The sequence below is a fragment of the Brucella grignonensis genome (genome assembly GCF_002252505.1).
Lineage (GTDB): Bacteria > Pseudomonadota > Alphaproteobacteria > Rhizobiales > Rhizobiaceae > Brucella > Brucella grignonensis.
In genome coordinates, this window is sequence record NZ_NNRL01000165.1 from 1 (window position 1) to 24,640 (window position 24,640).

Consider the following 24,640-nt stretch of genomic DNA (forward strand, 5'->3'; position numbering starts at 1 on the left):
CTCTGGTCCTCTCAATGGGCCAGAGCTTACTTCAAAATGGATTATTTCAACGGGGCAAGGTCATCCCCCGAAACCGGTTCCTACTTTCGGGAGACATGCTCTAGACGCAATTATGTAGTGAGTTCCGCGATTAGGTGATTTAAAGCCATTCTAAGTTAATAGTGTATTCGGTAGGTAGCCCAGGATAGTATAATTTGAACTATACCGAAAATAACCTCAGAGTATATTTATCTCACCGTGTTGATCGGTCTCGTTGCGAAAATTTGATCGGCATGTAGCACGCCTTAACGTGACAATACCTTTATCTGCTATTTATCAAGTGTTTGTTGAGTAATTTTTGCGAAATCAGCGGGCGTTTTGTTCAGGTCCCGTGCTGGCTCTTCCGCATCAATCAGGGGCGATGGAGACGCAAATGCCTTAAGTTTTTCATAATCGATAATCTTAACAGCTGATGCCTGCACGCTTACACCATGTGCGCCAAGATTGGCAAAGCTGCGCGAGAGGTTCTCCGGCGTCATGCCGAGATATGCCGCCAGTATGCGTTTTTCATAAGGAATGGTAACGACATCCGTTCCGTTGTTGGCGAGAGATTCCTTGACGATCCAGTTGGCTAACCGCTGGATACTGTTGCGCAATTTCTGCGTCTTAAGTTCCTTGACGAGCCGCCGGTAAGACCGCGCCAGTTCGAAAACGATGGCCTGCATAAAGCCTGAATCTTCGCTCATCATTGAGCGAACGAGCGATGACGGGATCATCAATACGCGCGCTGTGGTCAATGTCTGCGCACTCTGCAGACAGACATCATTGTTCAAAGATGCAGCCAGGATGAACACATCGCCTGAGCGCAGAATTTCCAGTGCCGTTTCAACTTCATCCGAGCGGGCGGACATCAAGACCAAACCATCAAGCACGACGAAGAGAAAGTCAGACGGCTGATTTTCTTCTATCAATGTTGTTCGTGGCGGAAAGGACTGCGCAAAGCTGGGAGCTATGAGGAACTCGAAAGTGGTCTCCTGCATCTCAAGAAAGAGCGGAAGTGTCTTTAGAGCTAGGATATCCTCACAGCGCATTTAAACCCTACCTTTCATATCTAGTTTTATTATAGCAAAATTATTGATAAATATCAATCAACAAGTATTGTTTTATCAATTATGCCGTAAAATTAAATCTATTTTTGGTTGGTGACTATAATCAATCATAAAATCTCTTGATTGATTTTCAAATGTTGATCTTAATCAATGTATTCATCTGAAAGTCGACGCATAAGTGCATACGAAACCTCCCATGGTATTCAATTCGGAGTACGCCTATGCAACATGTCGCAGGGGAAAATCCCAGGGCGCAGACCACGGCGCTAGCGATGAGTACGACCGCTTTCACAGTGTGTTTTGCGGTCTGGACCATCTTTGCAATCATCGGCATTGAAATTCGATCCGAGCTGGGCTTAAGCGAAACCCAGTTCGGCCTGCTCGTCGGTACGCCGATCCTGACGGGATCGCTGATCCGCGTCATTCTGGGCATCTGGGCTGATCGCTATGGCGGTCGGGCCATCTTCACGCTCACAATGCTGGTCTCGGCGGTTGCCACCTATCTTCTGACCTACGCCACCACCTATCCGCAAATGCTGATTGCAGCGCTTGGCGTTGGCGTGGCGGGCGGGTCGTTCTCGGTTGGCGTTGCCTATGTCTCGCGCTGGTATCCGCCGGAAAAGCAGGGCGTTGCGCTTGGCATTTTCGGCGCGGGCAATGTTGGAGCGGCGGTGACGAAGTTCTTCGCGCCGATGGTCATGGTTGCATTCGGCTGGCATACGGTTGCCGAAGTCTGGGCGGCCGCGATGGTCGTCATGGCGCTGATTTTCTATTTCACCACGAGCGACGATCCGGTCCTGGTCGAGCGTCGGCGCAAGGGCGAAAAACCCGCCAGCACCTTGATGGAGCTGGAACCGCTGAAGAATATTCAGGTCTGGCGTTTCTCGCTTTACTATTTCTTCGTCTTCGGCGCCTTCGTGGCTCTCGCGCTGTGGCTGCCGCAATATCTGATCCATGTCTATGGCGTCGATATTCGCCTCGCAGGTATTATCGCTGCGTTCTTCTCTGTCCCGGCAAGTCTTTTCCGCGCCTATGGCGGACATCTTTCGGATGTCTATGGCGCGCGCCGGGTCATGTACTGGACCTTCGCCGTCTCGCTGGTCGCGACATTCATACTGTCCTATCCGCCGACCGATTATGTCATCCAGAGCGATAATGGCCCACTGGCCTTCCATGCCGAAATGGGCGTGATCGGCTTCACGATCACCGTCTTCATCCTCGGCTTCTTCATGGCCTTGGGCAAAGCAGCCGTCTTCAAGCACATTCCGGTCTATTATCCGGGCAATGTCGGCTCCGTCGGTGGTCTGGTGGGCATGATCGGCGGTCTTGGCGGCTTCATCCTGCCGATCCTGTTCGGTGTACTTCTGGACCAGACCGGCCTCTGGACGAGCTGCTTCATGCTGCTCTTTGTCATCGTCGCGGTTTCCTTTGCGTGGATGCATGTCTCGATCCGCCAGATGGAGCGCGCAGCCGAGGGCAAGACGACGGAAGAGCTTCCGGCCTTTGCTGAATTGCAGGGCTTGAAGAAAGCCGACGTCAAGCCGGCAAAGGGCGATTCCGTCCTGACCGACTGGCGTCCGGACGATCCGACCTTCTGGGAAGAGAAGGGAAGGAGGATCGCCAAGCGCAACCTGTGGCTTTCGATCCCGGCACTGCTTCTGTCCTTCGCCATCTGGCAGGTCTGGTCCGTGGTGGTAGCAAAGCTGCCGCTGGTGGGCTACCAGTTCACGACCGATCAGCTGTTCTGGCTGGCGGCGCTCCCCGGCATTTCGGGCGCGACCTTCCGCATCTTCTATTCCTTCATGGTGCCGATCTTCGGCGGCCGCCTGTGGACCACACTGACCACCTGGTCGCTGGTCATTCCGGCCATCGGTATCGGCTATGCCGTGCAGAACCCGAATACGCCTTACTTCATCTTCCTGCTGCTGGCGCTCTGCTGCGGCTTCGGCGGCGGTAACTTCGCCTCCTCCATGTCCAACATTTCCTTCTTCTTCCCGAAGAAAGAGAAGGGCAATGCGGCAGCGCTCAATGCGGGCCTCGGCAATCTCGGCGTCAGCGTCGTGCAGTTCGTGGTTCCGCTGGTCATCACCGCCGGTATCTTCGGCAAGCTTGGCGGCGATCCGTCAATGGTTGCGACCGAAGCGGGCAGCACGCCACTCTGGCTGCAGAATGCCGGCTTCTTCTTCGTACCGTTCATCATCATAACGGCTTTCGCCAACTGGTTCGGCATGAACGATATCGCGTCGGCCAAGGCTTCCTTTGCCGATCAGGCCGTCATTTTCCGCCGCAGGCACAATTGGATCATGTGCTGGCTCTATACCGGCACGTTCGGCTCGTTCATCGGTTATTCGGCTGGCTTCCCGCTTCTGACCAACATCCTGTTTCCTGAGGTGAATGCGCTTCAGTTCGCCTTCCTTGGACCTCTCGTCGGCGCACTGTCGCGATCGGGTTCGGGCTGGCTTGCCGATAAATACGGCGGCGGACGCGTCACCATCTGGGCTTTCGTCCTGATGATGATCGGCGTGGCGGGCGTGCTGTACTTCGTCGGCATCAAGGATCAGCCGAATGCGTTCTGGGGCTTCTTTGCTTCCTTCATCCTGCTGTTCTTTGCAACCGGCATCGGCAATGCCTCCACCTTCCAGATGATCCCGGCGATCATGTCGAAAGAGATGGACAGGCTTATGCCCAATGCCACCCCGGAACAACGCCGTCACGAAGCAGACAAGGAATCTGCGGCCATCACCGGCTTCACCTCGGCCATTGCTGCTTTCGGTGCTTTCTTCATCCCGAAGGGTTACGGCACCTCGATCAGCATGACCGGCGGACCGGAAGCTGCGCTCTGGGCCTTCCTGATCTTCTACGTGACCTGCCTCGTTATCACCTGGGGCGTCTACACCCGAAAAGGCGGTCTGCTCTACGACGTGGAGCACCGCAGCAAACCAGCCGCTGCAGCTGCCTAACGATATAAAGTGAGGATAAAATCATGAGTCTACTCCTCGATCGCCTGAATTTTCTTGCGCGGAAGAATGTCGGCACCTTCTCGGAAGGTCATGGCGTCACGACCAATGAGAACCGTGACTGGGAAGACGCCTATCGCAAGCGCTGGCAGCACGACAAGATTGTCCGCTCCACCCATGGTGTGAACTGTACCGGCTCCTGCTCGTGGAAAGTCTACGTCAAGGGCGGCATCATCACCTGGGAAACCCAGCAGACGGATTATCCGCGCACCCGGGCCGACCTGCCGAACCATGAGCCACGCGGCTGTTCGCGCGGGGCAAGCTATAGCTGGTATGTCTATTCTGCCAACCGGGTGAAATATCCGCTGATCCGCTCCCGTCTCCTGAAGCTGTGGCGCAAGGAACGCACGCTGAAAACGCCTGTCGCGGCTTGGGCCGCGATCCAGCAGGATCCCGCCAAGCGTGCCGACTATATGAAGGTGCGTGGTCTCGGCGGCTTCGTTCGCGCGACGTGGGAAGAGGTCAACGAGATCATCGCCGCGGCCAATGCCTATACGGCCAAGACCTATGGACCGGACCGCGTGATCGGCTTCTCGCCAATCCCGGCCATGTCGATGGTGTCCTATGCGGCAGGCTCACGTTACCTGTCGCTGCTCGGCGGCGTCTGCATGTCGTTCTATGACTGGTATTGCGATCTGCCGCCCGCTTCGCCCATGACATGGGGCGAACAGACCGATGTGCCGGAATCGGCAGACTGGTACAATGCCGGTTTCCTGATGCTCTGGGGTTCCAACGTACCGCAGACCCGCACGCCGGATGCGCATTTCTATACGGAAGTGCGTTACAAGGGTACCAAGTCGGTCGTGGTCTCGCCCGACTATTCGGAAGCAGCGAAGTTCTCCGATCTGTGGCTGCATCCCAAGCAGGGCACCGATGCCGCGCTTGCCATGGCGCTTGGCCATGTGATCCTGCGCGAATATCACCTTGACCGGCAGGTTCCCTATTTCGAGAATTACTGCCGTAAATATTCCGACTTCCCGATGCTGGTCATACTCTCGAAGAAGGACGGACGTTATGTGCCGGACCGCTTCCTGCGCGCTTCCGACTTCAAGGGCGATCTCGGCGAAGGCAACAATCCAGACTGGAAGACGGTCGCCTTCGACCCGAAGTCGGGCGCCTATGTTGCGCCGCAGGGCTCCATCGGCTTCCGCTGGGGTGACGATGGCCAGTGGAACCTCGAAGAAAAGGACGGCAAGGGCAAGGATGTGGAACTTGCCAAGAGCTTCATCGACAAGGACAGCCATGATGCCGTCGCCGATGTGGCTTTCCCATATTTCGGCAACCGTGAGCACGATTATTTTGAAGGCACGGACCATGACAGCGTGCTGGTGCGCAAGGTTCCGGCCCGCAAGCTGAAGATCAAGGGCGGCGACGTCATGGTTGCGACGGTGTTCGACCTGTTCGCGGCCAATTACGGCCTCGATCGCGGGCTTGGCGACGAGAATTCCGCCAAATCATACGACGAAGGCCTGCCATATACCCCGGCCTGGGCGGAGAAGATCACAGGTGTCCCGCGCGACCAGATCATTGCTGTCGCCCGCGAATTCGCAACCAATGCCGAAAAGACTAATGGTCGTTCCATGGTCATCCTCGGTGCCGGTCTCAACCACTGGTACCACATGGACATGAACTATCGTGGCATCATCAACATGCTGGTGATGTGCGGCTGTATCGGCCAGTCCGGCGGCGGCTGGAGCCATTATGTGGGGCAGGAAAAGCTGCGCCCGCAGACCGGCTGGACAGCGCTTGCCTTCGCGCTCGACTGGAACCGTCCGCCGCGTCATATGAACTCCACCTCGTTCTTCTATGCGCATACTGATCAGTGGCGCTACGAGACCGTGAAGGTGCAGGACATCCTTTCGCCCACCGCACCCGATGGTGCGTGGGACGGCACGATGATCGACTACAACATCCGGGCCGAGCGCATGGGCTGGCTGCCTTCCGCGCCGCAACTCCAGACCAACCCGCTGGAGCTTGCCAAAGAGGCAGCCGCATCCGGCAAGGAGCCGAAAGACTTCATCGCGAATGCTTTGAAGAACGGCACTGTCACCATGTCCTGCGAGGACCCCGACCACGAGGCCAACTGGCCGCGCAACATGTTCGTCTGGCGCTCGAACCTGCTTGGTTCGTCGGGCAAGGGGCATGAGTATTTCCTGAAGCACCTGCTCGGCACGTCGAACGGCCTGCTTGGCAAGGATCTGGGTCAGGAAGGCGCGCAGGAAAGCCGTGAGGCCGTGTGGCATGAGAATGCTCCGGAAGGAAAGCTGGACCTTCTGGTCACGCTCGATTTCCGCATGTCCACAACTTGCGTCTATTCCGATATCGTTCTGCCGACTGCCACCTGGTACGAGAAGAACGACCTCAATACTTCCGACATGCATCCCTTCATCCATCCGCTGTCAAGCGCAGCCGACCCGGCTTGGGAAGCACGCAGCGACTGGGAAATCTTCAAGGGTATCGCGAAGAAGTTCTCGGAAGTGGCGCCGGAAGTGCTGGGTGTCGAGAAGGACATTGTTCTCGTGCCGACCCTGCATGACACGGCGGGCGAACTGGCGCAGCCCAAGGACGTTCTCGACTGGAAGAAGGGCGAAGTCGAGCCGATCCCCGGCAAGACCATGCCATCGGTCGTGGTTGTGGAGCGCGATTATCCGAACCTCTACAAGCGTTACACCTCCGTTGGACCGCTTCTCGACAAGCTGGGCAATGGCGGCAAGGGTATTTCGTGGAACACCGAACACGAGGTTGACCTGCTCGGCAAGCTGAACGGCAAGGTCCAGGAGCCGGGGGTAAGTGAGGGACGTCCGCGTATCTATACTGACGTCGACGCAACCGAGGTTATTCTGTCGCTCGCGCCGGAAACCAACGGTGAAGTGGCGGTAAAGGCATGGGAAGCGCTGTCGAAGTTCACAGGTCGTGACCATTCGCATCTCGCGATCCCTAAGGAAGACGAGAAGATCCGCTATCGCGATATTGTTGCGCAGCCGCGCAAGATCATCTCCTCGCCAACCTGGTCGGGCATTGAATCCGAAACCGTCTGCTACAATGCAGGCTATACCAACGTGCACGAGCTGATCCCGTGGCGCACGCTGACCGGCCGTCAGCAGCTCTATCAGGATCATCTGTGGATGCGCGCTTTCGGCGAAGGCTTCTGCGTCTATCGCCCGCCAATCGATACCAAGACGGTCAATCCGGCAATCCGTGAAAAGGCGGACGGCCAGCCGCATCTGGTGCTGAACTTCATCACGCCGCACCAGAAATGGGGCATCCACTCCACCTATACGGACAATCTCCTGATGCTGACGCTCAATCGCGGCGGGCCGGTTGTCTGGATTTCGGAGCCGGATGCCGCAAAGGCTGGCATCGTCGATAATGACTGGGTGGAAGTCTACAACGCCAACGGCGCCATTGTGGCCCGTGCGGTCGTCTCCCAGCGCATGAAGGACGGAACCGTCTTCATGTATCACGCACAGGAGAAGATCGTGAATACGCCCGGCTCGCCGCTCACCGGCCAGCGCGGCGGCATTCACAACTCCGTCACCCGCATCATCACCAAGCCGACGCATATGATCGGCGGCTACGCCCACCAGTCCTATGGTTTCAACTATTACGGAACCGTCGGCTCAAACCGCGACGAGTTCGTGGTCGTGCGCAAGCTTGAGAAAGTGGACTGGATGGAAGGTCCGCTTGAAGAAGGCAACCAGAGCTCCGCAGCGAAGGAGGCAGCAGAATGAAAATCCGTGCGCAAATTGGAATGGTGCTCAATCTCGACAAGTGCATCGGCTGCCACACCTGCTCCGTGACGTGCAAGAACGTCTGGACCAATCGTGAAGGCGTGGAATATGCCTGGTTCAACAATGTCGAGACCAAGCCCGGCATCGGTTTTCCGAAGGAATGGGAAAACCAGAAAAAGTGGAACGGCGGCTGGGTTCGCAAGAAGAACGGCAAGATCGAGCCGAAGATGGGCTCCAAGTGGCGCATCCTCGCCAAGATTTTCGCCAATCCGGACCTGCCTGAAATCGATGACTATTACGAGCCGTTCGACTTCGATTATGGCCATCTCCAGACGGCAGGCGAAAGCAAGACCATGCCGACCGCCCGTCCGCGCTCGCTGATTTCCGGCGAGCGGATGGAAAAGATCGAATGGGGTCCGAACTGGGAAGAAATTCTCGGCGGTGAATTCGCCAAGCGTTCGAAGGATTACAATTTCGAAGGCGTGGAAAAGGAAATCTACGGCCAGTTCGAAAACACCTTCATGATGTATCTGCCGCGCCTTTGCGAGCACTGCCTCAATCCAACCTGCGTTGCGGCCTGCCCGTCGGGTGCGATCTACAAGCGCGAGGATGACGGCATTGTCCTGATCGATCAGGAAAAGTGCCGCGGCTGGCGCATGTGCGTCTCCGGCTGCCCTTACAAGAAAATTTACTACAACTGGAGCTCCGGCAAGTCCGAGAAGTGCATCTTCTGCTATCCGCGCATCGAAGCCGGCCAGCCGACCGTATGTTCGGAAACCTGCGTTGGCCGCATCCGTTATCTGGGTGTGATGCTCTATGATGCCGACCGTATTTCGGAGGCCGCTTCCACGGCCAATGAACAGGATCTCTATGAGGAACAGCTCAATATCTTCCTCGATCCGAATGATCCTGCCGTGATCGAACAGGCGCGCAAGGATGGTGTGCCGGAAGCCTGGCTGGAATCCGCCAAGCATTCGCCGGTCTACAAGATGGCGATGGACTGGAAGATCGCCTTCCCGCTCCATCCTGAATATCGCACCCTGCCTATGGTCTGGTACGTACCGCCGCTCTCGCCGCTCCAGTCGGCTGCCGCTGCGGGCAAGCTTGGCATGGATGGTCCGCTGCCGGATGTCCGTTCCATGCGTATCCCGGTCCGCTACCTTGCTAATCTTCTGACGGCAGGCAAGGAAGAGCCGGTCATCTCGGCGCTGGAACGTATGCTCGCCATGCGTGCCTATATGCGCGCCAAGACCGTCGATGGTGTTATCGATGAGGCGATTGCCGACCGCGTCGGCATGAGCAGCGCGATGATCGAGGAAATGTACCACATCATGGCGATTGCCAATTACGAAGACCGCTTCGTCATCCCGACCACGCATCGTGAAATCACCGAGGATGCCTATGACGTGCGCGGCTCCTGCGGCTTCACCTTCGGCAATGGCTGTTCGGGTGGAACGTCGACCGAAGACCTGTTCGGCTCCAAGCGCCAGAAGGTGGTCCAGACGCCAACCGATATTTTCAGGGAGCGGGTGTAATGAACAAGACCCTGAAAATCATTTCGCTGCTGCTTTCCTATCCGACCGCAGAGTTGCAACTCGGCGGCGAGGAACTGAAAACAGCATTGGCCGGGGAAAAGCTTTCCCCCGGCATCCGCAGGCTGCTCGACAGCCTTGTCGATTATGTCTGCGACTGCGATCTCTATGAGGCGCAGGAACGTTACGTGCATCTTTTTGACCGCACGCGCTCGCTGTCGCTGCATCTTTTCGAGCATGTGCATGGTGAAAGCCGCGACCGCGGCCAGGCCATGGTCGATCTCATGAAGATGTATGACGACAACGGCTTTGTCGTCGATGCCAAGGAACTGCCTGACTATCTGCCGCTGTTCCTCGAATTCCTGTCGACACGCTCGCCGGAGGAAATCCACGATCTCCTCACCCAGACCGGCCATATCTCGGCTGCTATCGGTGAGCGTCTGCGCAAGCGTCAGTCGCCTTATGCCAACGCCTTTGCGGCGCTGCTGCATGTCGCCAATGCCAAGCCGGACAAGAACCTCGTCGGAGAATTGCTTCGGCAAGAGGAAGACGACCCGAACGATCTCGCCGCGCTTGACCGCATCTGGGAAGAAGAAGCGGTAACGTTTGGCGGCAATGCGGGCGACAATTCCTGCGGCCCGGACCGGTTGCGGACGCAGATGCGTGCAGCACAGCGCAAGCCCGGCAACCCGTCCAACCCTTCACATATATAGGAGACGGAAAATGGCTTATCTCCATATGTTTCTTTTCGGCATCTATCCCTACATCGCGCTGAGCGTGCTCGTGCTCGGTTCGATCTTCCGCTACGACCGCGAGCCCTATACGTGGCGTTCCGGCTCAAGCCAGCTCTTGCGGCGCAAGCAGCTCATGTGGGGTTCGGTTCTGTTCCACCTTGGTGTGCTGTTCATCTTCGCCGGTCATTTCGTCGGCCTGCTGACGCCGATCTGGGTTTTCGACATGCTCGGCGTCAGCCATGAGGCAAAGCAGCTTCTCGCTGTCGTGGCGGGTGGCATTGCCGGTGTGATGGCAATCGTTGGCGCCAGCATGCTGGTACATCGCCGCTTGTATGATCCGCGCGTTCGTGCGTCCTCGCGGCCATCCGACACGCTGATCATCATTCTGTTGTGGTTGCAGCTTTTGCTGGGTCTCAGCACCATTCCGATCTCGCTGCAGCATCTGGACGGCGGCGAAATGGTGACATTCATGAACTGGGCGCAAGGTATCTTTACCTTCAATCCGGCTGCATCAAGCTACATCACCAATGCGTCGATCATCTTCAAGATGCATATCTTCTTAGGCTTGACCATTTTCCTGCTGTTCCCGTTCACGCGTCTTGTGCATATGTTGAGCGCGCCGGTGCGCTACATCTGGCGTCCGGGCTATCAGGTCGTGCGTGAGCGCAACCATACCGCTCAGCCCTCGCATCTGCGTATTCCTGCGGAGTAAGGCTCATGACGACGCTTTTTGATCGAAAACAGCCAAACGAACAGCCGCACGGCGCACATGCTCATAATACGGGCTACACCACCTATCAGGCACCGGATACGCGCGTGCCACCGAAGCCGCGCCCGGTCTTCGATGCGGTGTCCGTCAATGGTGTGGCGATCAACGAAACCGACATTCTGACGGAGGCGCAAAACCATCCGTCGGAAAATCCCGGTTCGGCGCTGCTTGCCGCAGCGCGGGCGCTCGCGGTCCGTGAGCTTCTTCTGCAGCGTGCAAGGGAAACCGGCATCGTACCCGAACACGAGAAGGATGCAGAAGGGCGCAGCGAGACCGACGAGGATGCGCTGGTGCGCATGGTGATCGAACGGGAGGTCGAAGTGCCTTCCGCCACGCGCGAGGAAGCCTTGCGCTTCTACGAAAACAACCGCCATCGCTTCACCAGTGCGCCCATTCTGGAGGCAAGCCATATCCTGATCGCTGCTGATCCTGCCGACCAGCAGGAACGTGAGAAGGCCCGCACCACCGCATCCCATCTGGCGTCCTCGGTGATTGCCGCGCCTGCCACTTTTGCCTCGGTTGCGCATGAATATTCGTCCTGCCCTTCGGGCGCGCAAGGCGGCAATCTCGGTCAGCTCACACGCGGCAGCACGGTGCCTGAGTTCGAGCGGGCGCTGGAGCGCCTCACAGTTGGTGAAATAACGCCAGCCCCGATTGAAAGCCGTTTCGGCTTTCATATCGTGCGGCTTGACCGCCGTATTGAGGGCGAGGAACTGCCCTTCGATTATGTCGCCGACAGGATTGCCGGCTGGCTGGAGGCCTCCACCTGGTCGAAGGCCGTGTCGCAATATATCGCGATCCTCGCAGCCGATGCCGACATTACCGGCATCGATCTGCTGTCGAACGAGGGAGCCGAGGCATGACCCGCGAACCGACACTTGCAGCCATCCTGGCCGCAAGTGTCAGTGGACTGACTGTTGGGGGTGCGGATAAAAACTTGGACTGGTTTTACGTTACAATGCCAAGACTGTTTCGATATTCGATTGGGCTTCGTGCTCCAAGTGATGTCTTGATCCGCTTCTCGTTGTACCACCGAATGTAGCTATCAACTTCTTTGATAAAATGCTCGAGCGTGGTTGTCTTCCAATCGCGGGGGTAAAAGAGCTCCGTTTTCAGTCTTCCGAAGAAGCCTTCGCACGCAGCGTTATCTGGGGAGCACGCCTTGCGGGACATTGAGCGCACCAGCTTCGCATCACTGATCCCCTATAGCCAACCCGGCCAGCGATAGTGTGCACCGCGATCAGAATGTAATATTGGCCGCTCATCTTTACCTGTGACGGTTTCGATGGCAGCATCGAGCATGCTGTTGACCAATTCCGCATCTGGTCTCGTTCCGATAGACCAGCTGATAACCAAGCCATCGAAACAGTCGATGATGGGTGAGAGATATACCTTGCCAGCCGGGATATGGAATTCTGTGATATCGGTCAGCCATTTCTCGTTCGGGGCTGTGGCCTGGAAGTCGCGATTTATGAGGTTCTCAGGTGCCGGACTGATTTCTCCGAGATAAGAGCGATATCGCCGCCGCTTTGGCGTGGCAACGATCAGGTTCTCCTGCTTCATCAAGCGCTACACAACCTTCTCTGAAATTGTAACGGATTGTTTGGCTAATGACGCCTGTAGCCTGCGGTAGCCATAGCATCGACGGTTGGCTTCGAAGATTTCGGTGATGTTTTGACGAATAATGAGGTACTTGTGGCTCATCCTCATGCGGGCTCGATGGTAAAAATATGAGCTGCGCGCCAGTCCCAACTGGGCAAGCAGATCGGGGAGTTGATAAAGGTATTTGAGGGCGTCAACCAACAGCGTTTTCTCCCGATTATTCAGGAGTTGCAGATCGACGCCCAGGTCTTTTTTTAGAATTTCATTCGCTTTCTTCAAAAGGTCGTGCTCAAGCTGCAGTTTCTGAATATCGTGCTGCAGTGTTTCGAGCTGGCGCTCTAATTCTTTTCGCTCTGGCACTGGCGGTGAGTTGTTCTTGTGTTTCATGATTGCGGGAGCCTCCGGACCAAGTAACTGGCTTTTCCAGTTATACAGTGTCGGTCTGCATACGCCGAGCTTTTCGGCTAAGGCCTGCGCGCTTTCTTGCCGATTATAAAGTCCGACGACGCCAGCCTTCTTCAATGCGTCAGGGTATCGTGGACGTCCAGTTCTTCCAGTGACAGCTTTGCTAGTTTCGGGAAACGCCTCACGAACCCATGCTGTCAACGTTGCACGACCTGGATAGCCTAAGGCGCGCATCGTTGCAGAAACACAACGACCATGCGTGCGGTAGTGCTCAACAGCCGCTTCCTTCTGGGCCTGTGTGAACTTTGGGGCTCGAGGCGCAAATCCTAAACGCAGATCAAGATGGTGCTCATATTCCAGGTACCAGCCCTTCAAAGCATTCTTGCTTGGATAGCCCAACTGGCGAATAGTCGCTTTCGGGTGCTTTCCCAGCTTGATGTAAAGCGCAACAGCTCGCATCCGATCTTCGTAGGAATACATGAACTAACTCCATGATAGTCCAAGTTTTCGTCCGCACCCCCAACGGGAAACCGATCGCCGCGCTCAAGCGCATTGCGAGCGCGGTCCATGTTGGAAGGATGCTACATGCCTCCTCCTGATGCATCATTTGACAGGAGGATAGCGTTCTGTCTGAACCCTCGTAATAGACAGAAACTGAACACTGACTATGAGTGATCGTTCATCTGCTGAACGGAGTTATCTGACGCCTGCCTTTGTAGCTATTTGAAATATATATGTTTTTATAGCTGGCATGAGGATTGCTGTTTCCTAGTGGCGACGGGGCCATTCCCGCCATGGAGGAGACACCGCAATGAAGGCACAGGTACTGACGAACTGTGACTACGCGCTGACCGCGGACCAGTGGGGTACATTGCAGGATGTCACAGACCCGAAAATCGAGAAGTCGACGGATGTGATCGTTCGGATCGGTGGCGCAGGCGCGTGCCGCACGGATCTGCACATTATTGAAGGCGCCTGGCGTCCGCATGTGGACCCCATAGGAGATAGCCTCCTGCCCCTGATGATCGGGCACGAGAATGTCGGGTGGGTCGAAGCGGTCGGAAAGGATGCGGAGGGAAACAAGATCGGTGATCCGGTTATCGATCATCCGAAGATATCCGGGGACACCTACCTTGCCTGCCGCCACAGTTTCGACATGCATGGGCCGGGTAAGCTCCCCGGTCTCGACTGCAACAGCGGTTACTCCGAGTTTCTCTGCGCGTCTGAACGCAATATCGTCCCGCTACCCAAGATGCTGACTCCGAAGGAGGCCGCAACCTATTCGGACGCAAGCCTCACCGCGTATCGTGCGGTAAAGAAGGCGACGCGGCACCTGCTTCCCGGTGAGAGCTGCGTCGTGATCGGCGCTGGCGGGCTAGGCCATATCGGCATCCAGTGCCTGAGAGCGATGTGCGCTGCCGACATCGTCGTCATCGACAAGTCAGACGCTTCGCTCGCCCATCGCGGGCTCATCGATCTGACAACTGTCGAATACCGTCTCGCCGACGCCAATCAGGCTCTGAAGGACCTGCACGACGGCAAGATTCATGGACGCGCGGTTCTGAATTCCTGTGTTCCTTGAAGTTCCAAACAGTGGGAGGAGACCACACATGACAAGAAAGCAGTTCTTGAAGGCATCCATCTGCGCCTTGGCGATCTCGTTCGTCCAAAGCGCGGCGGCTGCCGATATCGACTACAGAAAATTCGGCGACTACGCCAAATACGGCTCAACACCGGATGTCGCCGGCGCCTGCTCCTATGAGGCGATCGACCAGAAGGACTATTCTGGTCGCACGTTGAAAGTGATCAGCCATGCCGTGCCCGTCATCGGCGAGCCGACCGACCTGCATGCGAAGCAATTCGAGGCGCTGACCGGTGCTAAGGTCGATGTCGTGCATATTCCTTTCGGCGATCTCTACCAGCGCATCATGATCCCGTTCCAGACGCAGCAGGCCGCTTATGACGTGCTGTTCTATCCATCGCTTTGGATCGGTGATCTGCACAATTTCCTCGCCCCCGTTCCGCCCACCTATATGGAGGTGAGTGGCATGAAGGACGTGACTGCCAACTACCGGGACGTCGCGACCTGGGGGGACGAGATGGTGCAGTATCCGGTCGACGGCGACCGGCACTACATGAAGTACCGCTCCGATATCTTCGACAACCCCGATATGCAGGCGAAATTCAAGGCCGAGACGGGCAGTGACCTGCGCGTGCCGCAAACCTGGGAAGAGTACAACGCGGTTGCAAAGTTCTTTTCGGGATGGGATTGGGCTGGAGATGGTCAGCAGCATTTCGGTAGTGCTGAGGTCACCAAGCGCGATGACCTGATGTTCTCGGCGTTCATCAGCCGTGTGGCAGCCTACGCGAAAAACCCGAACGTCAAGGGCGGCTTCTTCTTCGATTTGGAAACCATGGAACCACAGGTCAACAATCCGGGTTGGGTCAAGGGCCTGGAAATGTTCATCGATGCGCAGAAGGCCTTCCCCCCCGGCGGCGGCAATTTCGGCCTGGGTGACGAGATCTTCTCGTTCGGCGGTGGGCAGACGCTCATGAGCTATTCCTGGGACGATGCTTTTATCCAGGCGCAGGAAGCCGACAGCCCGATCCGTAACAAGGTGGCGGCAGCGCCCCTGCCGGGTGCCAACGAGGTATGGAATCGCACGACCAAGAGCTGGGACAAGTTCGAGACGCCCAACGCACCACCCTACATCACCTGGGGCTGGACCTCCGCCGTGGCCAAAGCATCGAAGAACCAGGATATGGCCTTCGATTATCTCTGCTTCTTCTCGAACGAGGCGAATACCACGCTCGATCTGCAGATCGGCCGATTTGGGGTGAATCCTTATAGGACGACGCATTTCGACTCGAAGTTCTGGCAGGAGAAGCTCGGCTGGGAACAAAAGGTGGCGGAAACCTACGTTCAGACCCTCAGCGGTATGGATGACAGCACCAACCGCGTCTTCGATCTACGCGTGCCGGGCGTCAATCAGTTCATGTCTTCGCTCGCCAATGGTGTGGCCGAAGCTATGGCTGGCCAGAAGAGCGCACAGGAAGCGCTTGATGGCGTTGCGGCGCAGTGGAAGGAAATCCGCGACAAGATTGGTGCTGATCGCGTGCAGGAAGCCTATGCCAACGTCGTAGTGCTTGAGGATCGCGGCCGCTAGGGCGCGTTTCCCCGACTGCCCGGGGCTTCTCGCAGGGCGGGGCGGCGTTGACGCCTCGCCGGATCTCTCTCTCATAATCAAAACGGACGGCCCGTCATGGATCAGACTGGACTTCGGTTCTACAAGACTTCCTTTCTCTTGCCAGGTTTACTGGTGCTGCTGGCAATCATCCTCTTTCCGTTGATCTTCACCATCCGCGTGTCGCTCTCCGGCTGGGATGCCATTTCGCCGGGACTCGACTGGGCAGGTATCAAGAACTATGCCGTCGTATTCTCCGATCGTCGGTTCTGGGAAGCAATGATCAGGCTCTCCGCGATGGCAGTCGGGACTGTGCTCGCGCAATATGTCCTCGGTTTCGCACTTGCCCTGCTCGTGTGGCGGGAGGTGCGGTTCCGCCGTTTCTTCCGCGTCCTGTTTCTTATCCCGATGATGACCACGCCGGTCATCATGTCGGTGATCTGGCGCACGATCTTTCACGAGTCGCTCGGGCCAGCGAATGATTTCCTCGGCCTGTTCGGCCTTGGCCCCTATCCATGGCTGACCTCGACCAACTGGGCGTTCGCGGCAGTGATGCTCGTCGAGATATGGCAGTGGACGCCGTTCATGTTTCTGCTGCTTCTTGCCGGCCTTCTCAGCCTGCCGCGTGAGCCGTTCCTGGCTGCGGCAATCGATGGCGCAGGTCCGGTTCGCACCTTCTTCAACGTGACATTCCCGATGCTCGCGCCGGTCTCCATCGGAGCGCTTGTTATCCGCTTGATCGAAGCTTCGAAACTCATGGAAACTGTTTACGTGCTCACGTCCGGTGGGCCTGGAACGGCCACCGAGACGGCAGGCTACTATATCTACATCCGCGGTCTGCGCGACTTCGAGATTGGCTATGCCGCAGCACTTTCAATCACTTACCTGGTCGTGATGATCGTCCTGATGACAATCGTCGCCAAGCTTCTCGTACACGTTCTTATTGGAAGGAGCGCCTGATGTCCCTTATCTCCACCATGAAATATGTTGCCATCCTCGCCTGGAGTTCCTTCGTGCTGGCACCCCTCATGTGGGCCTTGACGACGAGTTTCAAGACGGCGAACGCTGTTACCAGCGGTCCGACCTACTTGCCCTGGATCGGCTATGAGCCGTCGCTTGCCGGCTGGCGAAGCCTTTTCGGCGGAACCGGCGGCATCGATATAGTCCGGCCCTATCTTAACAGCGTGATTGTTACCGGCAGCGCCAGCCTGATATCCATTGTGCTGGGCACACTTGCGGCCTACGGTCTGTCGCGCTTCACCTATCGCGCGGGCTTCGTCAGAAACGCGGATATCGTGTTCTTCTTCATTTCCCAACGCATCATGCCGCCGATCGTGCTCGCGATCCCCTTTTTCCTGATGCTACAATTCCTTGGACTGCTGGATACTAAGTTCGGGCTTATCGTCGTTTATATCGCACTCCTGCTGCCGATCGCCGTATGGATCATGGTAGACTTTTTCGACGGTGTACCGCGACAGATCGACGAGATGGCGATGCTTGACGGCTGTACGCCGTTTGAAGCCTTCCTACGTGTGGTGCTGCCGAATTCTTTTTCGGGCGTGCTGGTGGCTTCGATGTTCTGCCTGATCTTCGGCTGGAACGACTTCTTCTTCGCCTTCACGTTGACCTTTACCGATACCCAGCTTCTGCCCGTGGCGGTGGTCTCGCTAAATTCGTCCGTGACACCATGGTGGAGTTTGTCCGCTTCGGCCCTGATATCCGTTGCTCCCCTGATTCTGATCGCGGTGGTCGTCGAGCGTCTTCTTTCACGCGGCACGCTTGCCGGTGCTATTCGTTAGGATATCCAATGAGTCTGGTGCTTAACTCCCTTTCGCTCGCCCGTAACGGCGAGATTCATCTCGACGATGTTTCCTTGGATTTCGACCGTGGTTGCCTCACAACTGTGCTTGGCCGAACGCTTTCAGGCAAGACGACGCTGATGCGTGCCATAGCAGGCCTTCAGGAGATCGACAGCGGAACACTGATGCGGGATGGCCACTCCTTTGGTGATCTGCCAGCCTGGAAGCGCGACGTTGCAATGGTCTACCAGCAGTTCATCAACTACCCTCATCTGAACGTCTTCGAGAACGTGGCTTTTCCCTTGCGTAAGCGAAAGGTGGCGGAGGAAGAGATGCGCCTTCGTGTGAACGCAGTACTCGATACGGTCGGGCTGGGCGCACTTCTGGAGCGCAAACCATCGCAGCTTTCCGGTGGGCAGCAGCAGCGCGTCGCACTGGCCCGTGCGCTCGTTCGCAACGCTGATGTGCTTCTCCTCGATGAGCCGCTGGTTAACCTGGACTACAAATTGCGCGAGCAGCTTCGGGAGGAATTCCGTGGGCTTTTGACGAGTCGAGCCGACGCAACTGTGATCTACAGCACCACGGAGCCGGCGGAGGCGATGATGTTGGGCGATCGCCTCGTCGTGATGCACGAGGGGCGCGTGCTCCAAGTCGGGGCACCGATGGCCGTCTTCCAGCGCCCTGCCTCGGCGTTGGTCGCGCGCATTGTCACTGATCCGCCGATGACGATCGTTACCGGCGACCTGTTGGACGGTCGTATCCTCTTCGAGGGTGGTCTCGTTCTGGCTGCACCCGCAGGATTGGCCACTTTGGAACAGGGGTGTTATCGCTTCGGCATCCGGGCGAACGAGATTGAGCCGGTGGATAACGGTGGTATTGCCGGACGTGTAACTTTCGGTGAGGTGTCCGGATCGGAAACGTTCCTCCATGTCGATACGGTGCTGGGGGAATCCGTTGTTCAACTTGAGGGTGTGCACCGGATTGAAATTGGCAGTTCACTCGGTCTGTCCCTTGCGCCCGAGCGGCTTTTTATCTTCGCGCCCGAGGGCGAGGGCGCATTGTTACGCGCTCCCGGAATTGGAGAAAGTTGATGGCGACGATACATCTTGAACAGATCGGTCATTCCTATGGCGCCGCAGTATACGCGCTGGAGAAGACGGATATATTTTTCGAGGATGGCAAGACATACGCGCTGCTTGGCCCCTCCGGCTGCGGCAAGACGACGATGCTCAATATCATATCGGGCCTGCTCTATCCCTCGGACGGTCGTGTTCTTGTCGGCGGCAAGGACATGACGCGCACGCCGACCGCGAAACGCAACATTGCGCAGGTTTTTCAGTTTCCCGTCATCTACCAGTCAAAGACTGTCTATGAAAACCTGGCCTTTCCGCTACTATGCCGAGGCTGGGACAAGGCGCGTATAGGGCCGCGCGTGGCTGAAATCGCCGAGCTCCTCGGGCTTTCTTCTAGGCTCGGCCAGTCATCGCGGCGACTGACCGCAGATGAGAAGCAGCTCATATCGCTCGGCCGGGGGCTGGTGCGAAACGACGTTTCAGCGCTCCTGATGGACGAACCTCTCACAGTTATCGACCCGCACATGAAGTTCGACCTGCGCCGCCGTATCAAGCAAGCGAATGACAAGACCCGGCACACTGTCGTCTACGTGACGCATGACCAAAACGAGGCGATGACATTTGCGGACGAGGTTCTCGTCATGAGTGCTGGCCGGATCCTACAGCAGGGCACACCGCAGGATTTGTTCGAGAACCCTTGCAATCGATATGTCGGCAACTTCATCGGCTCCCCCGGCATGAACTTCCTTAACATGCGGCGCAAAAATGACCAGCTTCAGTGGCAAGGCCATCCGATCCATATCGACCGCAGCCTTGTTGGCCTGCCAGCGGAACAATTCGTTCTGGTCGGTATCCGGCCGGAACATGTCAGCCTTGCCGCTGCGGGTGAAGAGGGGATTCCTGCCTTGGTGCAAGGCGTCCAACATCAAGGCAGCATGAGTGTCGTCGATGTGGCAGTCGGAAGTGAACGGCTGAAATTCAAGGTGAAAAGCGATGTTGCCATGCCGGAGGGCAGGATACACATCACTCTGCCGCCGAACAAAATCCGAATCTACGTCAACGATGCGCTGATATAGAGATACGGAGGGGAGGCGGTCGGTCGGCCGGTATATCTCCCCAGACACATTACGATCGATGGAAGATTGCTTTAACCTTGATATAGGTCCGGTCAGCTCCGAAGAGAGGATAGAGCTGACGCTGTACCAAAGCTTGAGGTGCAAGAGATCATCATCCGTGAGCGAACGGCTGCCTGAGCGAGACGCACCTCCTCCGGCTTACTTCTGGGTGAAAATCAACAGCAGATGTGTATTGTAGGAGATCGCCCGCAGATTTCTGCATTCATTGCCCGCCACGGCAACAAAGTCGGGATTGTTCAAATGCTAATCTCGGCCTTACGTTTTTAAGGCATCGTGCCATAACGTTTCGCTATACGTACCAGTATGGCATTGAGGTCCTGGATAACGGGACGGAGGTCATTCCTTCGCCACGCGAGCGCGGAGGGGGTTGGCGGAAGATCGATTTCGACAAAGCTGATACCGGGCGTAGTATAATAGTTTCCTGCGCGTTTGGTGAGCATTACCAGCCCCTGTCTGGAGGCAACCGCGGCAATGGCTTCGCGGATGGTGCGCACCACCGGACCTTGAGCAATCGTCTTGCCAGCAGGCGTATGTTTGGGAAAGTGGAAGTTGTCCCACTCCTCCGTCACTGATCCGGGTGTAACTCGAACCAGCATTTCCTCGGAAAGATATTCAGGATTAAGCAGCGAGAACTTTGTAAATGGATGGCCGTCCGGAACGCACAACATGCGTTGATCACGCATCACCACCGGCCCATGTTGCAGGCTTTCCGCCCCCAACGGAAGGCGGCAAAATCCTATATCCACAGTGCCATCGGCGATGGCTGAAAACTGATTGAGATATGATAGTTCGACAAATTCAAGCTTTATGTCAGGGTGTCGCTCTTCAAACTCGATTACCAGGGGTGAATGAAGTTCATAGAAACCGCCGCCAAGAAATCCGATCCGCAATTGCCGCATTTTGCCCGCTGCTTGTCTTTTGCAATCCAAGTAGACTGCGCGCAGCGCTATAATAGCGGGTTCGCTTCCATTCTTCAGATTTTCACCAAGTCGCGTCAATGAAACTCGACGGCTGGTGCGATCGAAAAGTGTCCCTCCGAGAAGTCTTTCGAGTGCTTTAATTGTTTCTGAAATACTAGATTGGCTCATTCCGATTTTTTCGGCAGCTCTTCCGAAATGAAGCTCCTGTGCAACAGCCAAAAAGCACTCGAGTTGGCGCAGTTCCATGATTTTCCTCGGACTTTTTCTACAAGCGTCAGATATTCGTTTTATCTACCTTTAGAATAACGTTCCCTTAACGAAAATCAATCGGCAATTCCGATCAATGTGGTTCAAAATTCACCTTGATCGTACCGAGCTCGCATGAAATTGAATTAAAACGCTGATGTATTAGTGTATTTTGCAGGGAGGAGTTATGATGTCTCACGCATCTGGTGCCAAAATTGCTGCCAATAGATCGGCAGAGCCGATTGAATTCGTTGTGGAAGGAAGTCGTATACGAGGCACATTCTACAAGCCTCATGAAGCAGCACAGAAGTCGCCTGTGGTGGTTTTTGCTCATGGCTGGGGTATGGTGGCTGGTGGCGATCTTGAGGACTATGCGGCAAAAGCTGTTAATGCAGGTCTTGCGGCACTAACGTTTGATTTCCGCAATTTGGGTCTCAGTGAGGGTATACCTCGTCAGGAGATTGATCCGCATCGCCAGGTAGAAGATATCCGCGCGGCAATCTCTTATGTAAGGACCCGACCGGACGTCGATTACGACAAGATCGGCCTATGGGGTTCAAGCTATAGCGGCGGCCATGCCCTCTACGTCGCCGCTATCGATAGGCGCGTGAAATGTGTCGTTGCGCAGGTTCCCACCATCAGCGGGTTTCGTGCTGCAAGACGTCGTGCAAGTGGTGACAAGGCAACAGCAATGCGCCTTGCATTCGAAGCTGACCGTGAAGCCCGCTTTGCAGGTGCGGCTCCTGCTACGATCCAGACCGTCGATCCAGACCCGAACGCATCAGTGGCCTATCCGGGGCCTGAATCTCATGATTACATGATGAGTGAAGCGGAACGTTGCCCGAGCTGGGTCAACAAAATCACCCTCCGGTCTCTTGAACTCGCCCGCACCTATGAGCCAGGGGCTTATATCAAGCGCATTGCGCCGACACCGATGTTGATGATTGTCGCAACAGACGATGCGCTCACACCGAGTGACTTGCAGCAAGAAGCTTTCAATGAAGCTTACGAACCCAAAAAGCTCATGCTTCTGTCGGGCGGGCACTACTGCGTTTATCGAGAGCATTTCGACAAGACAAGCACCGCTGCTGCCGATTGGTTCACAGAGCACCTGCTGTGACGCGGCGTATACTGAATTCAGGGAGGATTAATAAATGACGACAATGATCGACAGGCAACAACGCCTTAAATCACTGCGTGCTGTTTCAGCAGGCAATGCGCTCGAATGGTTTGACTGGACGCTTTATGGAATTTTCTCTGTATATCTCGCGCGCAATCTGTTCGACAATTCAGACAAGGCATCCGCTTTGCTTGCTACATTGGGGGTTTTTGCAGGCGGATTCATCGCCCGTCCGATAGGCGGATGGGTGTTTGGTATGCTCGGCGACCGTTATGGCCGCAAGCTCACACTGGTGTTAACCATGAGCCTGTTGGCGCTTACCAGCCTTGGAATTGCGCTTATTCCTTCTTATGAAACGATAGGTGTTGGCGCTTCCGTTCTTTTGTTTCTGTGCCGTCTCACCCAAGGGCTCGCTCATGGCGGGGAATCCGGTGTTGCGTTCGCCTATGTCGCCGAAATCGCACCAAAGGAACGTCGTGGTTTCTGGTCAAGCAGCGTTTTCGTCAGTGTGACACTCGGGGTGATGGCTGCTACGGCGCTCGCAGCACTTTTGAGCTCTTCGCTCAGCCCAGAAGCCATGGAGACGTGGGGCTGGCGCGTCGGCTTTGCGACAGGAGCATTGCTCGGACTTTACGCACTGATCCTGCGTCGTAGCGCTGCCGAATCCGAAGTCTTTGAGGCGGCTTCGGAAGATGCCAGCCGTGCCAAACTGGAGATAACCGGACGTCAGGCTGCAAGGATTGCTGTTAACATCATCATGCTGGGTGCTGCTACCAATGCAGCTTATTACACTTGGGTCACGTTCGCGCCTGCAACGGCGATAGCCACCCGTGGTATGAACCCTTCAGGAGCATATTTTGCCAGCCTGCTTGCGCAGGTCGCCTGTATCATCTGGCTACCGATCTGTGGCTTGCTTTCCGACCGTTTCGGTCGCAAACCAATGGTCATGGCCTGGGGGCTCGCCGTTATCATCTTTACAATTCCGATCGATCGCATTGTTACCGATGAACCGTGGACCTTGTTTGTCGCTCAGTTGATGGGACTGGGTTCATGGGCGCTCCTCGCAGCTATTTTCCCGGCCCTAGTTGCTGAACAGGTTCCCACACAGGCGAGAGCTAGAGGTATTGGCTTTGTAACCTCCTTTTCAGTTGCGATTTTCGGAGGAACAGCGCCCTATCTCAATACATGGCTCAATTCAACGGGATATGGCTATATCTATCTCGGTTACGTGATGGTACTCGGCTTGATTGCCTGCATAGCGTCGATGATGATCCGGGAAACAGCAGGTGTCGATCTCAACGACATTACGGTTCCTGCATCGGACAAAATTTTATCCGGGAATAAAATTCTTCCCGACAGCGCTTGATCCAGTCTCAAGCATACAATGCATGCTTTCAACACAAAAACGAAAGTGTATCCGGTAAGTGGATATACACGAAGTAATTCAAAGCAACTTCAACACAATTTGCTTTATTTAAACAGGAAATACCAATGCAGAATACGAATTCTATCGATCTCAGTGGCAAAATCGCAGTCGTAACAGGTGCTAACGGTGGCATTGGTTGTGCAACAGTGGAAGCTTTGTGTGCTCAGGGTGCCCATGTCATCATGACGGATATGAAGGAGCCTGAAAATCTACCTTCGGGAGCAGAGTTTCAGTTTCTGGACGTGACAGATGTAGAAGCCCTGCGCGACCTTGCTGAAAAGGTTACTGCTCAATACGGCACCTTGGACATTTGGGTAAACAATGCTGGAATGTTAAATCGGCAAGATTCACTCGAACTTGAGCTCGATGGTTGGCTCAAGACGCAAGCCGTCAACCTTCAGGGCACCTTCTTTGGCGCGCAGGCTGCAGCCAGGCAGATGGCGAAGCAGGGTAGCGGCGTGATCGTCAACCTTTCCAGCTATGCAGGCGTCAAGGCCCGCCCCAACTGCGCTGACTACGCTTCCGCCAAAGCAGGTGTCGCACATCTTACCAAGTGTTTAGCATTAGAATGGGGGCATCTCGGTATTCGGGTCAACGCCATTGCGCCCGGTTATATCGAAACGCCAATGAGCAGCTGGATGCACGGGGATCCCGAAAACTACAAAACCTATCTCGCAAAAATTCCGGCCGGACGTCTTGGACAGCCTGAGGAGATTGCCAAGACCGTTGTCTATCTGGCTTCAGACCTTGCATCCTATGTAACCGGGCATGTTGTGGCAGCTGATGGTGGAGCTTCAAAGGCCTGATCGGCTTAACACATATTTTTGCAATCAAGTATCAGAGCGCATGTGGAGAGT

17 protein-coding genes and 1 pseudogene are annotated in these 24,640 nt (G+C 55.9%); 15 read left to right on the top strand and 3 right to left on the bottom strand.

The window, feature by feature from the left end; genetic code table 11:
• Positions 1 to 308: 308 nt before the first annotated feature.
• Positions 309 to 1,070 (bottom strand): cyclic nucleotide-binding domain-containing protein, encoded by a 762-nt coding sequence (locus CEV33_RS19665; RefSeq protein WP_094542094.1) that lies wholly within the window; start codon positions 1,068 to 1,070, stop codon positions 309 to 311.
• Between the two features lie 239 nt (positions 1,071 to 1,309).
• On the opposite strand from CEV33_RS19665, the gene CEV33_RS19670 reads away from it, so the two are divergent.
• The 6 genes from CEV33_RS19670 to CEV33_RS19695 are packed head-to-tail and all read left to right on the top strand — an operon-like array spanning position 1,310 to position 11,734.
• The gene (locus CEV33_RS19670) at positions 1,310 to 4,048 is read left to right on the top strand and encodes a nitrate/nitrite transporter (protein WP_094542095.1); all 2,739 of its coding nucleotides are present in this window, start codon (positions 1,310 to 1,312) and stop codon (positions 4,046 to 4,048) included.
• Positions 4,049 to 4,071: 23 nt separating this feature from the next.
• Entirely contained in the window at positions 4,072 to 7,836 is a 3,765-nt protein-coding gene (locus CEV33_RS19675) for a nitrate reductase subunit alpha (RefSeq protein ID WP_094542096.1), read from the top strand.
• Positions 7,833 to 9,371 carry a nitrate reductase subunit beta gene (narH, locus tag CEV33_RS19680; protein WP_094542097.1) on the top strand — a complete coding sequence of 513 codons (1,539 nt, stop codon included), beginning with the start codon at positions 7,833 to 7,835 and terminating at the stop codon, positions 9,369 to 9,371. The genes CEV33_RS19675 and narH overlap by 4 nt, the downstream gene beginning before the upstream one ends.
• Entirely contained in the window at positions 9,371 to 10,081 is a 711-nt protein-coding gene (gene narJ, locus CEV33_RS19685; RefSeq protein ID WP_094542098.1) for a nitrate reductase molybdenum cofactor assembly chaperone, read from the top strand. The genes narH and narJ overlap by 1 nt, the downstream gene beginning before the upstream one ends.
• A 10-nt stretch (positions 10,082 to 10,091) precedes the next feature.
• Positions 10,092 to 10,814 (top strand): respiratory nitrate reductase subunit gamma, encoded by a 723-nt coding sequence (gene narI / locus CEV33_RS19690; protein WP_094542099.1) that lies wholly within the window; start codon positions 10,092 to 10,094, stop codon positions 10,812 to 10,814.
• Positions 10,815 to 10,819: 5 nt separating this feature from the next.
• Positions 10,820 to 11,734: a peptidylprolyl isomerase gene (locus CEV33_RS19695; RefSeq protein WP_094542100.1), complete on the top strand. Its 915-nt coding sequence runs from the start codon at positions 10,820 to 10,822 to the stop codon at positions 11,732 to 11,734.
• Between the two features lie 85 nt (positions 11,735 to 11,819).
• Here the strand turns inward: CEV33_RS19695 and CEV33_RS19700 are convergent.
• A pseudogene (locus tag CEV33_RS19700) lies at positions 11,820 to 13,358 on the bottom strand (IS3 family transposase).
• Between the two features lie 331 nt (positions 13,359 to 13,689).
• Between CEV33_RS19700 and CEV33_RS19705 the strand changes: the two are divergent.
• The 6 genes from CEV33_RS19705 to CEV33_RS19730 all read left to right on the top strand — a co-directional run bounded on the left by CEV33_RS19705 (position 13,690) and on the right by CEV33_RS19730 (position 20,011).
• The gene (locus CEV33_RS19705; RefSeq protein ID WP_094542101.1) at positions 13,690 to 14,460 is read left to right on the top strand and encodes an alcohol dehydrogenase catalytic domain-containing protein; all 771 of its coding nucleotides are present in this window, start codon (positions 13,690 to 13,692) and stop codon (positions 14,458 to 14,460) included.
• A gap of 28 nt (positions 14,461 to 14,488) precedes the next feature.
• On the top strand, positions 14,489 to 16,045 hold the full coding sequence (locus CEV33_RS19710; protein ID WP_141211608.1) for an ABC transporter substrate-binding protein: 1,557 nt from the start codon (positions 14,489 to 14,491) through the stop codon (positions 16,043 to 16,045).
• A gap of 96 nt (positions 16,046 to 16,141) precedes the next feature.
• Positions 16,142 to 17,023, top strand: coding sequence for a carbohydrate ABC transporter permease (locus CEV33_RS19715; protein WP_094542102.1), 882 nt, complete (start codon positions 16,142 to 16,144; stop codon positions 17,021 to 17,023).
• Positions 17,023 to 17,862, top strand: coding sequence for a carbohydrate ABC transporter permease (locus tag CEV33_RS19720; RefSeq protein WP_094542103.1), 840 nt, complete (start codon positions 17,023 to 17,025; stop codon positions 17,860 to 17,862). The genes CEV33_RS19715 and CEV33_RS19720 overlap by 1 nt, the downstream gene beginning before the upstream one ends.
• A gap of 8 nt (positions 17,863 to 17,870) precedes the next feature.
• Positions 17,871 to 18,953, top strand: coding sequence for an ABC transporter ATP-binding protein (locus CEV33_RS19725; RefSeq protein WP_094542104.1), 1,083 nt, complete (start codon positions 17,871 to 17,873; stop codon positions 18,951 to 18,953).
• Entirely contained in the window at positions 18,953 to 20,011 is a 1,059-nt protein-coding gene (locus tag CEV33_RS19730) for an ABC transporter ATP-binding protein (RefSeq protein WP_094542105.1), read from the top strand. Before CEV33_RS19725 ends, CEV33_RS19730 begins: the two co-directional genes overlap by 1 nt.
• A gap of 323 nt (positions 20,012 to 20,334) precedes the next feature.
• Here CEV33_RS19730 and CEV33_RS19735 read toward each other — a convergent pair whose 3' ends face one another.
• Positions 20,335 to 21,237: a LysR family transcriptional regulator gene (locus tag CEV33_RS19735; protein WP_094542106.1), complete on the bottom strand. Its 903-nt coding sequence runs from the start codon at positions 21,235 to 21,237 to the stop codon at positions 20,335 to 20,337.
• Between the two features lie 187 nt (positions 21,238 to 21,424).
• On the opposite strand from CEV33_RS19735, the gene CEV33_RS19740 reads away from it, so the two are divergent.
• The 3 genes from CEV33_RS19740 (at position 21,425) to CEV33_RS19750 (ending at position 24,589) form a co-directional block, all read left to right on the top strand.
• On the top strand, positions 21,425 to 22,357 hold the full coding sequence (locus CEV33_RS19740; protein ID WP_235818465.1) for an alpha/beta hydrolase: 933 nt from the start codon (positions 21,425 to 21,427) through the stop codon (positions 22,355 to 22,357).
• A gap of 34 nt (positions 22,358 to 22,391) precedes the next feature.
• Positions 22,392 to 23,723 (top strand): MFS transporter, encoded by a 1,332-nt coding sequence (locus CEV33_RS19745; RefSeq protein WP_094542107.1) that lies wholly within the window; start codon positions 22,392 to 22,394, stop codon positions 23,721 to 23,723.
• A gap of 125 nt (positions 23,724 to 23,848) precedes the next feature.
• The gene (locus tag CEV33_RS19750; protein ID WP_094542108.1) at positions 23,849 to 24,589 is read left to right on the top strand and encodes an SDR family NAD(P)-dependent oxidoreductase; all 741 of its coding nucleotides are present in this window, start codon (positions 23,849 to 23,851) and stop codon (positions 24,587 to 24,589) included.
• The last annotated feature ends 51 nt before the right edge of the window (positions 24,590 to 24,640 follow it).